Origin of the sequence: Phenylobacterium sp. (assembly GCF_030697925.1) — a bacterium.
Taxonomy (GTDB): Bacteria; Pseudomonadota; Alphaproteobacteria; order Caulobacterales; family Caulobacteraceae; genus Phenylobacterium.
The window spans coordinates 1-10,597 of record NZ_JAUYOJ010000132.1 but is presented as its reverse complement, the minus strand read 5'-3'; the positions used below and the strand labels follow the sequence as shown (position 1 = coordinate 10,597).

General features: G+C 66.6%; 19 protein-coding genes and 1 pseudogene. 9 read left to right on the top strand and 11 right to left on the bottom strand.

Annotation, left to right across the window (positions count from 1 at the left end; genetic code table 11):
• On the bottom strand, nucleotides 1-355 hold a 355-nt coding region (locus Q8Q88_RS12340), incomplete at its 3' end, for an Arm DNA-binding domain-containing protein (RefSeq protein ID WP_305675489.1).
• A 546-nt stretch (nucleotides 356-901) separates the two neighbouring features.
• Between Q8Q88_RS12340 and Q8Q88_RS12335 the strand changes: the two are divergent.
• A pseudogene (locus Q8Q88_RS12335) lies at nucleotides 902-1,039 on the top strand (transposase); the annotation flags it as partial.
• A 468-nt stretch (nucleotides 1,040-1,507) separates the two neighbouring features.
• The gene (locus Q8Q88_RS24775; protein WP_371129854.1) at nucleotides 1,508-1,591 is read left to right on the top strand and encodes an excalibur calcium-binding domain-containing protein; all 84 of its coding nucleotides are present in this window, start codon (nucleotides 1,508-1,510) and stop codon (nucleotides 1,589-1,591) included.
• 41 nt (nucleotides 1,592-1,632) lie between these two features.
• Here Q8Q88_RS24775 and Q8Q88_RS12330 read toward each other — a convergent pair whose 3' ends face one another.
• From Q8Q88_RS12330 to Q8Q88_RS12305, 6 genes are read right to left on the bottom strand one after another with little or no spacing between them, the layout of a single operon-like run.
• Nucleotides 1,633-2,028, bottom strand: a complete 396-nt coding sequence (locus tag Q8Q88_RS12330) for an AlpA family transcriptional regulator (RefSeq protein WP_305675488.1) — start codon at nucleotides 2,026-2,028, stop codon at nucleotides 1,633-1,635.
• Nucleotides 2,009-2,278, bottom strand: coding sequence for a hypothetical protein (locus tag Q8Q88_RS12325; RefSeq protein ID WP_305675487.1), 270 nt, complete (start codon nucleotides 2,276-2,278; stop codon nucleotides 2,009-2,011). The genes Q8Q88_RS12330 and Q8Q88_RS12325 overlap by 20 nt, the downstream gene beginning before the upstream one ends.
• Nucleotides 2,275-2,559 (bottom strand): hypothetical protein, encoded by a 285-nt coding sequence (locus Q8Q88_RS12320; RefSeq protein WP_305675486.1) that lies wholly within the window; start codon nucleotides 2,557-2,559, stop codon nucleotides 2,275-2,277. Before Q8Q88_RS12320 ends, Q8Q88_RS12325 begins: the two co-directional genes overlap by 4 nt.
• Nucleotides 2,556-3,161 carry a lytic transglycosylase domain-containing protein gene (locus Q8Q88_RS12315; RefSeq protein ID WP_305675485.1) on the bottom strand — a complete coding sequence of 202 codons (606 nt, stop codon included), beginning with the start codon at nucleotides 3,159-3,161 and terminating at the stop codon, nucleotides 2,556-2,558. The genes Q8Q88_RS12320 and Q8Q88_RS12315 overlap by 4 nt, the downstream gene beginning before the upstream one ends.
• Nucleotides 3,155-3,655, bottom strand: a complete 501-nt coding sequence (locus Q8Q88_RS12310; protein ID WP_305675484.1) for a S26 family signal peptidase — start codon at nucleotides 3,653-3,655, stop codon at nucleotides 3,155-3,157. The genes Q8Q88_RS12315 and Q8Q88_RS12310 overlap by 7 nt, the downstream gene beginning before the upstream one ends.
• Complete coding sequence (locus Q8Q88_RS12305) at nucleotides 3,652-3,822, bottom strand: hypothetical protein (RefSeq protein ID WP_305675483.1); 171 nt, start codon at nucleotides 3,820-3,822, stop codon at nucleotides 3,652-3,654. The genes Q8Q88_RS12310 and Q8Q88_RS12305 overlap by 4 nt, the downstream gene beginning before the upstream one ends.
• Between Q8Q88_RS12305 and Q8Q88_RS12300 the strand changes: the two genes are divergently transcribed.
• Complete coding sequence (locus Q8Q88_RS12300; RefSeq protein ID WP_305675482.1) at nucleotides 3,806-4,075, top strand: hypothetical protein; 270 nt, start codon at nucleotides 3,806-3,808, stop codon at nucleotides 4,073-4,075. The two genes, Q8Q88_RS12305 and Q8Q88_RS12300, sit on opposite strands and share 17 nt — an antisense overlap.
• On the opposite strand, the gene Q8Q88_RS12295 is transcribed toward Q8Q88_RS12300, so the two are convergent.
• The 4 genes from Q8Q88_RS12295 to Q8Q88_RS24770 all read right to left on the bottom strand — a co-directional run bounded on the left by Q8Q88_RS12295 (nucleotide 4,072) and on the right by Q8Q88_RS24770 (nucleotide 6,837).
• Complete coding sequence (locus tag Q8Q88_RS12295; RefSeq protein WP_305675481.1) at nucleotides 4,072-4,257, bottom strand: hypothetical protein; 186 nt, start codon at nucleotides 4,255-4,257, stop codon at nucleotides 4,072-4,074. The genes Q8Q88_RS12300 and Q8Q88_RS12295 overlap by 4 nt on opposite strands.
• Before the next feature lie 423 nt (nucleotides 4,258-4,680).
• Nucleotides 4,681-5,592 carry a nucleotidyl transferase AbiEii/AbiGii toxin family protein gene (locus Q8Q88_RS12290; protein WP_305675480.1) on the bottom strand — a complete coding sequence of 304 codons (912 nt, stop codon included), beginning with the start codon at nucleotides 5,590-5,592 and terminating at the stop codon, nucleotides 4,681-4,683.
• On the bottom strand, nucleotides 5,585-6,472 hold the full coding sequence (locus Q8Q88_RS12285) for a hypothetical protein (RefSeq protein WP_305675479.1): 888 nt from the start codon (nucleotides 6,470-6,472) through the stop codon (nucleotides 5,585-5,587). The genes Q8Q88_RS12290 and Q8Q88_RS12285 overlap by 8 nt, the downstream gene beginning before the upstream one ends.
• Before the next feature lie 176 nt (nucleotides 6,473-6,648).
• Nucleotides 6,649-6,837 (bottom strand): prolyl oligopeptidase family serine peptidase, encoded by a 189-nt coding sequence (locus tag Q8Q88_RS24770; protein WP_371129853.1) that lies wholly within the window; start codon nucleotides 6,835-6,837, stop codon nucleotides 6,649-6,651.
• Here Q8Q88_RS24770 and Q8Q88_RS12280 point away from each other — a divergent pair.
• From Q8Q88_RS12280 to Q8Q88_RS12255, 6 genes are all read left to right on the top strand, one after another.
• Entirely contained in the window at nucleotides 6,772-7,323 is a 552-nt protein-coding gene (locus Q8Q88_RS12280; RefSeq protein ID WP_305675478.1) for an RNA polymerase sigma factor, read from the top strand. The two genes, Q8Q88_RS24770 and Q8Q88_RS12280, sit on opposite strands and share 66 nt — an antisense overlap.
• An 83-nt stretch (nucleotides 7,324-7,406) precedes the next feature.
• On the top strand, nucleotides 7,407-7,553 hold the full coding sequence (locus Q8Q88_RS12275; protein ID WP_305675477.1) for a helix-turn-helix domain-containing protein: 147 nt from the start codon (nucleotides 7,407-7,409) through the stop codon (nucleotides 7,551-7,553).
• Between the two features lie 533 nt (nucleotides 7,554-8,086).
• On the top strand, nucleotides 8,087-8,377 hold the full coding sequence (locus Q8Q88_RS12270) for a type II toxin-antitoxin system ParD family antitoxin (RefSeq protein ID WP_305675476.1): 291 nt from the start codon (nucleotides 8,087-8,089) through the stop codon (nucleotides 8,375-8,377).
• Complete coding sequence (locus Q8Q88_RS12265; RefSeq protein ID WP_305675475.1) at nucleotides 8,377-8,745, top strand: type II toxin-antitoxin system RelE/ParE family toxin; 369 nt, start codon at nucleotides 8,377-8,379, stop codon at nucleotides 8,743-8,745. The genes Q8Q88_RS12270 and Q8Q88_RS12265 overlap by 1 nt, the downstream gene beginning before the upstream one ends.
• A 440-nt stretch (nucleotides 8,746-9,185) precedes the next feature.
• On the top strand, nucleotides 9,186-10,115 hold the full coding sequence (locus Q8Q88_RS12260) for an ArdC family protein (protein ID WP_305675474.1): 930 nt from the start codon (nucleotides 9,186-9,188) through the stop codon (nucleotides 10,113-10,115).
• A gap of 125 nt (nucleotides 10,116-10,240) precedes the next feature.
• A partial coding sequence (locus Q8Q88_RS12255) for a ParB/Srx family N-terminal domain-containing protein (protein WP_305675473.1) occupies nucleotides 10,241-10,597 on the top strand: 357 nt, incomplete at its 3' end.

The window sequence follows — 10,597 nt, the reverse complement described above, 5'->3', positions numbered from 1 at the left end:
TCAGGTGGGCGTCCCTGTATCGCTCCCATGCGCCGCGGAGCGTAATCGCCCCGGGTCTGGGTTTGGCCGCTTCGCCGGGCCGCTCGCCCCGCGCGATCGACGCGAGCGCCTCCTTGGCCTTGGTGCGAGCCTCGCGAGTGGAGATGTCTCCGAACTCGCCTAGCTTGATCTGAGCGCGGATTTCGCGAACGCCATGGCGCCAGAACTCGCCTTCGACCATGTAGGTCTTGGAGCGCTTGCCAACCTGGACGAAGAACCCTCCAAGTTCGGTGTCACGCGCCTTGTATTGGCCTGACGTTGCGTACGGCAGCCGGATGATCGCCTTGTCGGTCAGCAGAAGCTGTTGAGATGCCATGAGGCCCCTCAGAGTTTTAGTCGGGGATTAGTCGGGGGAAATCGATTCCGAGCATGTTCTCAGTTCGATCACGCCAACATTCGCCAGACTACGAAAAACGCCATATGGAACAATGGCATAAATGTTCGGAAAGTGAAAGTGGTAGTACTGTAGAGTGTGGCAGAAAGCGGTTGGATATATTCTACGAATCTGAGGGTCGGACGTTCGAATCGTTCCGGGCGCGCCAATTTTTCAATGACTTAGCCCAACTGGGCTCCTCCAATATCGGCGAAAAAGTAGCACTTAGGTAGCAAGATCGCCCGCCTGTGCACCAGGTTTCGCGCCGTCTCAGTCGAATTCGCGGAACGCTTGGTTTAGCGACGTTCAACTAGCGGTGACTCGCCGCCGTCTGATGTTCTTGTTTTGTGCTCACCCTGTTGTGGGTGACTCGTGGGCACGAAAAACTTTGGCCTCCAGCTGGGCCGCCGTGAGCCCTGTGCCGCGCCGGCTTCCGCGCCAGGGCGACCAGACCTCGCCGGTCACGGTCGTGAAGACCTCCGCCGCAGTGTGGGGTATTGCTTCGGCATCCGTTCGGAGCGGCGGCTGTGCGAGGAGGTCCATCTCAACCTGGCTTACCGCTGGTTCTACCGCCTCGGCCTTGACGGCGACGTGCCGGACCACTCCACCTTCTCCAAGAACCGCCACGTCGCGAGCGGCTCCACTACCGCCGGGGAGCTAAACCACCACCAGGGACACGACCCCTTTGGCGGCATTGAGCACCCTCTGGCTGTCGGCTTCCAGCTTGCAAGTTCTAAACGGTTGAAAGGGAATAACCTGTTTTCAAACAGCCGCGCGCCTTGTTGTGCGGGCTCCTCTTCGTAATTCGTTGCCGCTATCATGGATGGAAGTTCGGCTGCTAGGGCCAGGTGCTCGAGCAGCCGTGCGAGCCCGACGGCGGCCGAGCTAAGCATAAGCTGCGCCAGCCGTGGTACCCGGTGGTGGAGAAGTACGGCTTCATCTGGACCTATACCTGAGCCCGCATTCCGCCAGCATGATCTGCGTGTAGATCGCGGTGCCTTCTGTCAGCGACGAGGTGCCGATCTTTTTACCCCTCAGATCCTCCATGGCGGTGATTTCCGGCCGAGCCACCAAGGACATGGGCAGCCGGTTTGAATTGGACGCGACGACCCGAGGTATAACCCAGACCTCGATGGCGACGGGGACGGCCTCGCCTGCGAGCCCTATAGCGGGCGCTGACACCGGTCCCTGAGGCTCCAGATCGGCGCGGGGGCCAGGGGTCAGAAATCGAAGGTCAGCTGACCGGTGGCGACCGGTCTGCGACGCGTGGCGCGTTTCGAGCGACGCGTCGGGACCGACCTCGCCGCCGGCTCTGGGGAGGCGGTGGCGGGCTCCGAGGCCTGGGTGACGTCGGCTTCCGGTTCGAAGAAGCGCGGCTGGGTCGGGGTAGATCGCGCGCCACGGGGAACAAGCGCGGTCTTCCAGGCCGTCACGTCGCTCTCGCGCCACCCGACACGTCCGGCGGAGATCACGACGGGCCGCGGGAAGTCGCCCGCGTTCTGCATGCGCCAGGCCGTCGTGCGGCTGATGCCGGTCAGCTCCTTCACCTTGCGCCAGGGCAGCAGACGGTCCGCCGAGGCCGCGGGGTCGAAGGTGTCAGGAGGGCTCGTGGTCATCGCGACCTCCATGTCTGATTGGGGCGGGCCCCCAGGGGATCCGGCCGCAGGCTTCGTCGGCGATGCGTTCCAGGGCGAGGGCCAGAAGGCCGGCGTCCTCGGCGGCGTCGACCGGGTCGCGGCCGACCCAGCTGCGGAGCACGGCCTTCAGCGGGGTGCGTACGGCTGGATCGGCGAGCAGGGCGCTGACGCTGGGGCGCGGATCGCGCGCCGGACCCGAACCTGGCTGGCGGGCTGCAAGCTTGGTCATGACGCTGGCCTGCGGGGTGCGGGGGCGTCGCGGGCCGAGCGGCGCAGTCCGGTGATTTGGCCTTCGGCCCAGTCGCGCACGCTCCCACGAGGGTAAAACGGCTTCGCCCGCACGTGGATGCAGGGCGGACCCGCGCCGCCGACCGACCAAATCCGCGCCAAGGTCGCGGGCTTCATCCTGATCTTGAGTGTCGCCAGAAAGGCCGAGGCCTCGGCGCGCGTGAGCAGGTCCTCGTCGCGCTCGACGGCTTCCGGCGCGGCGTCGGTGGCTTGCGGGATCATGGCCGGCCCTCTGCCGTGCGGCACTGGCGCGCGGCGCGGACGCCGCGGCCGGCGCTGAGCGCCAGGAAGCAGTCGATCACCGCGGCCACATAGGCCTGGGTCTCTGCGATCGGCGGCACGGCGCCGAGCCGCGCGACCCGTGCCGGGCCGGCGTTGTAGGCCGCGAGCGCCAGCTTGAGGTCCCCGAACCGCAGGACCTGGCGGGCCAGATAGTTCGCGCCGCCATCGAGGTTCTCCAGCGGATCGAAGCGGTCGACGACGCCGAGGTCGGCGGCCGTCCCAGGCATCAGCTGGGTGAGGCCGCCCGCGCCCTGCGGCGAGACCGCGTGGGCTTGGTAGCCACTTTCGACGATGATCAACGCGTGGAGCAGCTTGGGATCAAGGCCATGCCGGTCGGCCGCGTCGGCGACCGCCTGGGCGAAGGGTTGGCCCGGCGGCTGGAGGCGGGGCAGGGACGGGTCGGGAAAGGTCGGGCCTGGGGGAGAATCTGCGACCGCCCTTACGAACAGGCTCCCGCCGGCGCGGCTCCAGTCGGCGGGCTGGGCCTGGGCGGCGGAGGCGCACGTCGCGGCCAGCAAGGCGATGAGAGCCGGCCTCACCATGTCAGAGCCTCCCGATAGACGCCGTCCAGCTCCGCCCGGCGGACCGGCCCGAAAAAACGGCTGTCGAAGCTGCTGGGCGTGTCGCCCAGCAGGAAGAGTTCGTCAGGCGCGAGGTTGCGGCAGTCGCGCCAGGCGGGCAGAGGCCGGCCGCGGCGATCGCGGCGGGGGACGGTCACCCGGCGTTCGGGGGTCTGGACCTCGTGCCGGCCCGCGCAGACCCGCTCGCCGCCGACCGCCGCCACGCGCTTGAGGAGCCTGGCGCCGGCCGGCGCGCCGAGTTCCGAAAGATACGGCCTGGCCGCGGGCGGCGCCGGAACCGCCACGATGGCGCCGCGCTCGGCCTGGGCGCCGGGGGCGCGCAGATAGAGGCCGCGCGGCAGGCTCGCGCTCTCATTGACCACAGCCAGGGTGGGCGTGAACTGGCTCGACCAGGCCAAGCCCGCCAAGGCGAGGAGAGCACCTTCCGTCCGTGAGGGGCGGGGGATGCGGATCATGGCTGGTAGAGCTCCAGGATGAGGTCGCGGGTGATCAGCACCCGCACCGGGGCGCCGGGACGCAGGCGGATCGAGGGCGCCACGGTGAGCTCGCGGTCGATCAGGCGGCCGCCGACCCGCGCCCCCTTCGCCCACCGCTTGCCGGCCTCGGTGGCGGAGCGGTCCACCAAGGGGCGGCTCTCGGCCTATTACGGCCGAGTGCTCGCGCTCAGCCTGGCGGAACTCCGACCCCTGCTGCTGGAGGGCCGGCTCGCCCGGCAAGGCCTGATCGACCAGGTGGGCCTCGATCCCATACTCAGCGTCGAGCGCCTGCTCTGGCGCGGCGGCTATGGCGCCCTGGTCAACCTGATCATGCTGGAGCTCTGGGTGCGCGCGTGGGAGGCGCGCATCCACGCCTTGCGGCGACCGACTGCGGTCTAGCGCGCCTCGCGAGCGGCCCAGTCCATCACCGCTTTGCGCGCCTTGAAAAGCCCCAGGGTGTGCTCCGCGTCGTCGCGGGAGAGGCCGGTCTGGGACAGGGTCGCGAGCACGGCGGGCTTGCCGGTCAGGAGATCGAGGATGGTGAAGCCGTGGTCGTCCGGCCGCAGGGCGTAGCGTTCCATGGTGGTGTGATCATGGGGACCGGCCGTTGAGGTGTCATGCCGAAATCGCCGGTCGTCGCGGTTTGTCCCCAGTTGGTTTCGCCAGCCCGAGGCGCCCTGGGGCCTCCCTCTGACGGGTGAGCCATCCGGGGCCGACGCGGCCGCGGGGAGCTACCGCCGACACCGTCGTGCGAGCTCGCCCTGCAGCCTGTTGAGGGCGCAGTTCCCGCGATCAGAGATCGCCGCCTGGGTTCTGGCGCCGTCTGGCGAGCCGCCGCTTTGGATCGACGCTTCCGATCAGGACAACAGGTCGGCCGCATGGGTGAGCAACGCTCCGGCCGCTTGATCAGGCGTGGGCGGTCAAGCTTCCCGTGGGCGTTTCGGCGTCACGGTGAGGCGCTGACCCCTACTCGAAGGCGGTGTGTCGGTCGGACGCGTCGGTGGTCACGAGGCCCGATCGGTCCACGGAAGGGCGGCGTAAAGTTCGGCGGCGCGGTCGAAGCAGGCGTCAAACGCGGGCAGATCTTCGACCTCCAGGCCCAGGGTCTCCCAATCGGCCTCGGCGCGGCGCCGGACCTCGGGGTCGACCAGGGAGGCCGCCGTAGGCGTCATGTGCCGCGCTGCGCACTTCTCAATGAGGGTGCGATGGATAATGGCCCGATCCTGTTCGTCGAGCGCGTGCCGCGCGATGAGGAAGGCGATGTCGTAGACGTCCTGGCGTCGGAAGCGATTCCGGATGGGCTGCTGGAGCAGGGCTCGGAACTTCTCCGCCAGAAGTTCGTGGAGACTGAAGGCGCGGACGGCGACGCCGGCTTGGGCGAGTTGCAGGTTCTGGGACGAGTAGACGTGATCCCGGAAGCTGATTTCCACGTCGAGGACCCGCGGGGCGGCCCCGGCGTCAAGCCTGCGCGCCTCCGGCGTGTCTCGTTTCGCCGACCCGATCCGGACCAAGAGGGCCGGAAAGGCGTGATCGGCGAAATCGCGCGATCTTGGCATCTTCCGGACCGATTGGACCCTGCAGATCAGGTCCAGATAGCCGAGTTGGATCGCGGCCCTTGGCATCAGCCGGTTGAGGTCGGCCGTCATGGCCTCCTCGAACCCTTCTGGGTCGGCCATGGCGGTGAAGTCCACGTCGCTCGTCAGCCGATCGCTGGAGAACCCGAGCGCCATGAGGGTCCCGCCCTTGAGGACGAGGGTGCGGCTGAGGCTCGGCGCCAGGCCTATGGCGGTGAGCACGATCTCGGTGACCTGACGGTCGCGATAAAGCGCGGGATTGTGGGCGGCGGCTTCCACCCAGGTGCGAATGTCCACATCGACGACGTCGGCGGCCTCTGGATGAATTCCGGCGTCAGACATTCAGCGAGATCATCCAGGTTTCGGAATAGACGGGCTCATAGGGAGTCTCGGGATCCAGCTTGCGCGATCCGCCGCGCTGGGCGAAGGCGCGCCACGACGACACGACGGGACTTTGCAGGGCGAGCCGCTCCGACAGGATATGCCCGGCCCGCACCTTCACGATCTTCGACTCCGAGCTGTCGACGGCTGGGATGATCTGGTCGGCCCAGTCGCGGGCGTGACGATCCCACACATCGAGCACATGGTGCATTCCGCCGCACAAGGCTGGCTCGGACAGCATGTCGGCGAACGTATGGCCGATCGCGCTGATCCGGGTCAGTTCCCCGCGGACCTGGCTCGGGGGGGACGGGTGGCGCGTCTCATGGACCACGACCGGCCGCCGCCGAAGCTTTTCCTTGAACCCGAACCGCACCAACAGTGTGCTCGCTTCCTCGTCCGCGGCGATTTCGTCGGCGAGCTTCTTGTCTCGCAGGGTGTTCCACAGAGCGCGTGTCGGCGTTGTCAGGTGGAGCGCCGCGGGGCTGCGATCCGACAGGCCGTAGCGCTGCATGGCCGATAGATGGGAGACGTAGCAGAAGGGGTCGGCGATGCAGGCGACCTCCTCGGCCGAGCCGGAGCGGGTCGACTGCACGACGCGCCAGACGCCGGAGCGGAAGTCATGGTCCTGGACAAGCGCCTTGCGCATGGCGAGCCGGCTCAGGGCGCGTCTCAGCCGCAGTTCATCCCACGCCTTTGGCAGGTTCTTCATGGGGGCGCCCTGCCAGGTTCCAGCCGCCACCAGGCCCCTGCCTCGCAGATAGATGTCATAGTCCGTTACGACCGGACGATCGTCGGCGAGCAGCGCAAGTTCCAGAGCTTCCGTGAATGATATCATCTGCATGCCATGGCTTTATGTCCTCAGGACATAAAGCCATGGCATGCGTAAGTCAATTCGCCCCGGCCTTTGGTCTTGAAGCGCCGCGACCGCGAGTTCCAAGGTTTGCCTTCGTGCAGCGGATAGACTATGTCCTGAGGACATAGTCTATCCGCTGCAGTGCCGACCCACCTGCGCTCCCCCTAGGGGGTCTCGAAGCCGAGCCCGCGCGCGGGCGGCGGGAGATCGTCGGCGCGGAGCACTCTCAGGAGCCAGTCCAGGGCCAGACGATAGACCTCCCGGAGGTTGGCCGGACTCGACACGATATGGCCCTCGCCGAAAACGGTGATGAGCTCGGCGTCCTTGTTCGTTCGGTAGAGGGCCGAGAACATCTCCTGGGCCTCGAGGCTCGCGCCGATATCGGCTCGCTCTTCCGCAGGTATGGCGGTTGGTTGAGACGGGCCCTGAGCCGGCGCTTCGGGCCCGAAAAGGCGGAGGATCTCGTCCAGGAGACCTTTCTGCGCATGGGCCCCTATGAAGGCCAGGTGATCGCCCACCCTGCCGCCCTGCTGGCGCGGGTGGCGCAAAACGTGGCGGTTTCCGACCATCGCCGCGACCTCGCCCGCGGCGGCCTGGCGCTGCGCCTTTACCGGCGTGAGGATGTTCCGGACGTCGCCGTCCCGCCCGACCAGGCCGAAGGCGTTCTCCTCAAGCAAATCATCCTTTCGATGCCGTCGATCTACCGGGATGTGTTCGTCCTCAGCGCGTCGCGGGGCTCAGCTACCGCCGAGCATTTGGGACTCGCGGCCAAGACGGTCGAATGGCGGATGTCCAAGGCCCTGGCCCGATGCGCGGCGAAGTTGACCTTGGAATCTTAGCGCTCGGTAAAGCTGCATCGCGTTGCGTCTACGTGGGCTGAGGCCGCATTTGACGGCGACCACTCCAGGCAAAGGCAATTCAGATGGGCTCAGCCAAGCAACGCGCCAACGGGCCCGATCCCATCGACCTGCAGGTCGGCATGCAGATTCGTGCCCGCCGCAAATCGAGGGGCTCGAGTCAGTCGGCCCTCGCCGAGGCCGTCGGGGTCAGCTTCCAGCAGGTTCAGTAGTACGAGCGAGGCGCCAACCGCGTGTCGGCCTCGATGATGTCGCGGATCGCAAGTCACCTCGGGTGCCGGCCCGCGGACTTGTTGCCCAGCGGGGACCACGGCGATTCCGTCCCGTTGGACCTGGCTTTCATGAGCGAGACGGGCGGCGCCGACCTCGCCAAGGCGTTCATGAGCCTCCCGCCCAAATGAGGCGCGCAATTGTTGAATTGTAGCACCGGCCACCGCGTCGATCAAGATGCTGTTTTCATTCGTTTTTCTCGTTAAAAAAAGCAACCCTTACGTGACTTCATGCCACGTATGGAACGAGCCTATGTCATATGGTAGGTGGTCGTTGCGCCGGGGGATGACCGTCGGCTACAGGATGCCTTTTGCGCGGCCGTCCACTCATTGCCGATCTCGGGATGGGGTTTCAAGGACTAACCAACTCGACGGGATTGCCGACTTGCGGCGGCGATGTTGCCGGGAGGCGGATTGGCAGATTATGCCATAGGTGCTATCTTGGCTTCGCTATCCAGACCGAGGAGCCACGCGAAATGCCGACCCGCAATGTCGTTCTCACCGATCACCAACATCAGATCATCGAGTCGTTGGTCGGCTCTGGCCGCTATCAAAACGCCAGCGAGGTTCTGCGCGACGGCCTGCGCCTGGTCGAACAACGCGAGGCCGAAGAAGCCGCGAAGCTGCAAGCTCTGCGTGAAGCAGCAAACGTCGGGTGGCGTGACATCGAGGCCGGCCGCTATCGCGACGTGAGCCAAGAGGAGTTGGTTGACTACGTCGGCCAGCTCGGCGCGCGCGCCAGCAAACAGGTCCGCGCCCAAAGCTGATGGCTGCCTATCGCCTTACCGAGGCCGCTGAGACCGATATCGTTGAGATTCTGGCTTGGTCAGAGACGCAATTCGGCGGCGCGGCTCGCCGACGCTACGAACGCCTGATCGTTGCAGCCTTGATCGACATCGCCACCGATCCCATTCGTCCGGGCAGTATCGCCCGGCCGGAGCTGGGGCCCGACGTCCGAAGTTGGCATCTTCGCAGTAGCCGTGAGCGGGCGCGGGACTCAGATGGCGTGGTTCAACGGCCAAGACATTTTCTCATCTACCGCCGGGTGGACGCAGCATTGATCGCCATCGGTCGCGTCCTGCATGATTCGATGGAGCTTGAGCGCCACCTGCAGGGCCCTGGCGCGTGGGATTGAGGGGCGGTTAGGTCAAGCGTCTCGGACGTTGAAGCGGGCTCGGTCTGTCGGCACCTTCGCGGACCTGTTCGCTTGTCGCGCCATCTCGCGCAGTTTTTCCTGCGCAACGGTCGCAGGCGCCGAAGCCAGGGCACCCAGGACCACGCTCGCGGTTCCGATCTCAGAGGTGATCTCGACCATCAGGCCAACGACCCGCCATTGGGCCTTGTAGGTGCGACCATCAATAGCGATCCGAACTCGGCCAGCTTTCTCTACACCATTCAAAGGATCGTCCCTCGATCACTGAAATGCCGTGAGCATGTCCATTGCTGTTCCTAGCACACGGCTGAACGCCAAGTTTGCACCGTTCGGATTCGAAAGAGAGTGAGAGTTCGGCCGGGTTGGCCGCGATGGGTTGAGATCGCGAGAGAGGCTCGCGGCGCCCGTCGCGGAGATCCGCGATGTCACGCAACGCCGCGCGCGCTCGTTCCGGCCACGACAGGACGAGCCTCTACCAAGAAATCACCGATAAGATCATCGGCGAGCTGGAGGCCGGCCGCCTGCCGTGGGTCCAGCCGTGGGCCGCCAACAACGCGCCGCTGGCCATGCCCAGGAACGCCGCCACACGCCGCGGCTATTCTGGGATCAACATCCTGACCCTGTGGGGCGCCGTCATCGACCACGGCTTTAGCAGCCAGTCCTGGCTCACCTTCCGCCAGGCGCTGGCGCTGGGCGGCAATGTTCGCAAGGGCGAACATGGCGTGACGGTCGTCTTCGCCGACGGCTTCACGCCGGACAACGAGCGCCGCCGGGCCGAACGGCAGGGCGATGAGCCAGGTACGGTCCTCTTCCTCAAGCGCTTCACGGTGTTCAACACCGACCAGTGCGAGAATTTGCCGGACGGACTTGTCCCGGCGCCGGCGCCCGTCCCTGACGGCCTGATCGCGCCGCAGGCCGAGGCCCTGATCGCGGCGACAGGCGCCGACTTTCGGATCGGCGGCGACCAGGCCTTCTACAGTCCAACCCACGACTTCGTGCAGGTCCCGCGCCTTGACGCCTATTTCGAGCCGATCAACTGGCACCGCACGGCGCTGCACGAGCTCGGTCATTGGTCCGGTCATCCGTCGAGGCTGGCTCGAGACCAGTCCGGTGGGATGCGCTCGGCGCTCCACGCTAGGGAGGAACTGGTCGCGGAGATGTCCAGCGCCTTCGTCTGCGCCACGCTGGGGATCACGCCTACGGTGCGCCACACCGACTACCTCGGCGCCTGGCTGGAGGTTCTGCGCGAGGACAATCGCGCCATCGTCCGCGCCGCCAGCGCCGCGTCGAAGGCGGCGGACTATCTCTTGGCCTTCCGACCAGAAGCGCCGGCCGCGGTGGAGGCCGCGTGACCGGCGTCCAATCTGTGTCGCCGGGGTTGCGGATCGGCCAGAGAGGAAGAGATGGGCGGGGAGCTTCGTGACGGGCTTGAAGGTCGAGAGAAGGTCTCGCGGCCGGCCCGTCATGGAGCCTTCCCATGACCCAAGTTCAGAAGATCGTCCTCAGCGCCTCGCGCGACATCCCCTTCAACAAGCTGGTGCTGAGCCAGTCGAACGTCCGGCGCGTCAAGGCCGGCGTCTCAATCGAGGAGTTGGCCGAGGACATCGCCCGGCGCACCCTGCTGCAGAGCATCACCGTGCGAGCTGTGTTCGACGCCGACGGCGCCGAGACCGGCATGTTCGAAATCCCGGCCGGCGGTCGCCGCTATCGGGCGCTGGAACGGCTGGTGAAGCAGAAGCGCCTGGCCCGCACCGCGCCCGTGCCTTGCGTCGTCCGCACCGACGGGATCGCCGAGGAGGACAGCCTGGCCGAAAACGTCCAGCGCGCGCCCCTG

Excerpts from the sequence above, each read along its gene's own strand:
- Q8Q88_RS24770 (WP_371129853.1), bottom strand. The coding sequence starts at position 6,837 with ATGTTCTCGGCCCTCTACCGAACGAACAAGGACGCCGAGCTCATCACC.
- Q8Q88_RS12285 (WP_305675479.1), bottom strand. The coding sequence starts at position 6,472 with ATGCAGATGATATCATTCACGGAAGCTCTGGAACTTGCGCTGCTCGCC.
- Q8Q88_RS12330 (WP_305675488.1), bottom strand. The coding sequence starts at position 2,028 with ATGACCACGAGCCCTCCTGACACCTTCGACCCCGCGGCCTCGGCGGAC.
- Q8Q88_RS12270 (WP_305675476.1), top strand. The coding sequence starts at position 8,087 with ATGCCGACCCGCAATGTCGTTCTCACCGATCACCAACATCAGATCATC.
- Q8Q88_RS12320 (WP_305675486.1), bottom strand. The coding sequence starts at position 2,559 with ATGATCCCGCAAGCCACCGACGCCGCGCCGGAAGCCGTCGAGCGCGAC.
- Q8Q88_RS12290 (WP_305675480.1), bottom strand. The coding sequence starts at position 5,592 with ATGTCTGACGCCGGAATTCATCCAGAGGCCGCCGACGTCGTCGATGTG.
- Q8Q88_RS12295 (WP_305675481.1), bottom strand. The coding sequence starts at position 4,257 with ATGGAACGCTACGCCCTGCGGCCGGACGACCACGGCTTCACCATCCTC.
- Q8Q88_RS12325 (WP_305675487.1), bottom strand. The coding sequence starts at position 2,278 with ATGACCAAGCTTGCAGCCCGCCAGCCAGGTTCGGGTCCGGCGCGCGAT.
- Q8Q88_RS12310 (WP_305675484.1), bottom strand. The coding sequence starts at position 3,655 with ATGATCCGCATCCCCCGCCCCTCACGGACGGAAGGTGCTCTCCTCGCC.
- Q8Q88_RS12265 (WP_305675475.1), top strand. The coding sequence starts at position 8,377 with ATGGCTGCCTATCGCCTTACCGAGGCCGCTGAGACCGATATCGTTGAG.
- Q8Q88_RS12275 (WP_305675477.1), top strand. The coding sequence starts at position 7,407 with ATGGGCTCAGCCAAGCAACGCGCCAACGGGCCCGATCCCATCGACCTG.
- Q8Q88_RS12315 (WP_305675485.1), bottom strand. The coding sequence starts at position 3,161 with ATGGTGAGGCCGGCTCTCATCGCCTTGCTGGCCGCGACGTGCGCCTCC.
- Q8Q88_RS12260 (WP_305675474.1), top strand. The coding sequence starts at position 9,186 with ATGTCACGCAACGCCGCGCGCGCTCGTTCCGGCCACGACAGGACGAGC.
- Q8Q88_RS12280 (WP_305675478.1), top strand. The coding sequence starts at position 6,772 with ATGGCCCTCGCCGAAAACGGTGATGAGCTCGGCGTCCTTGTTCGTTCG.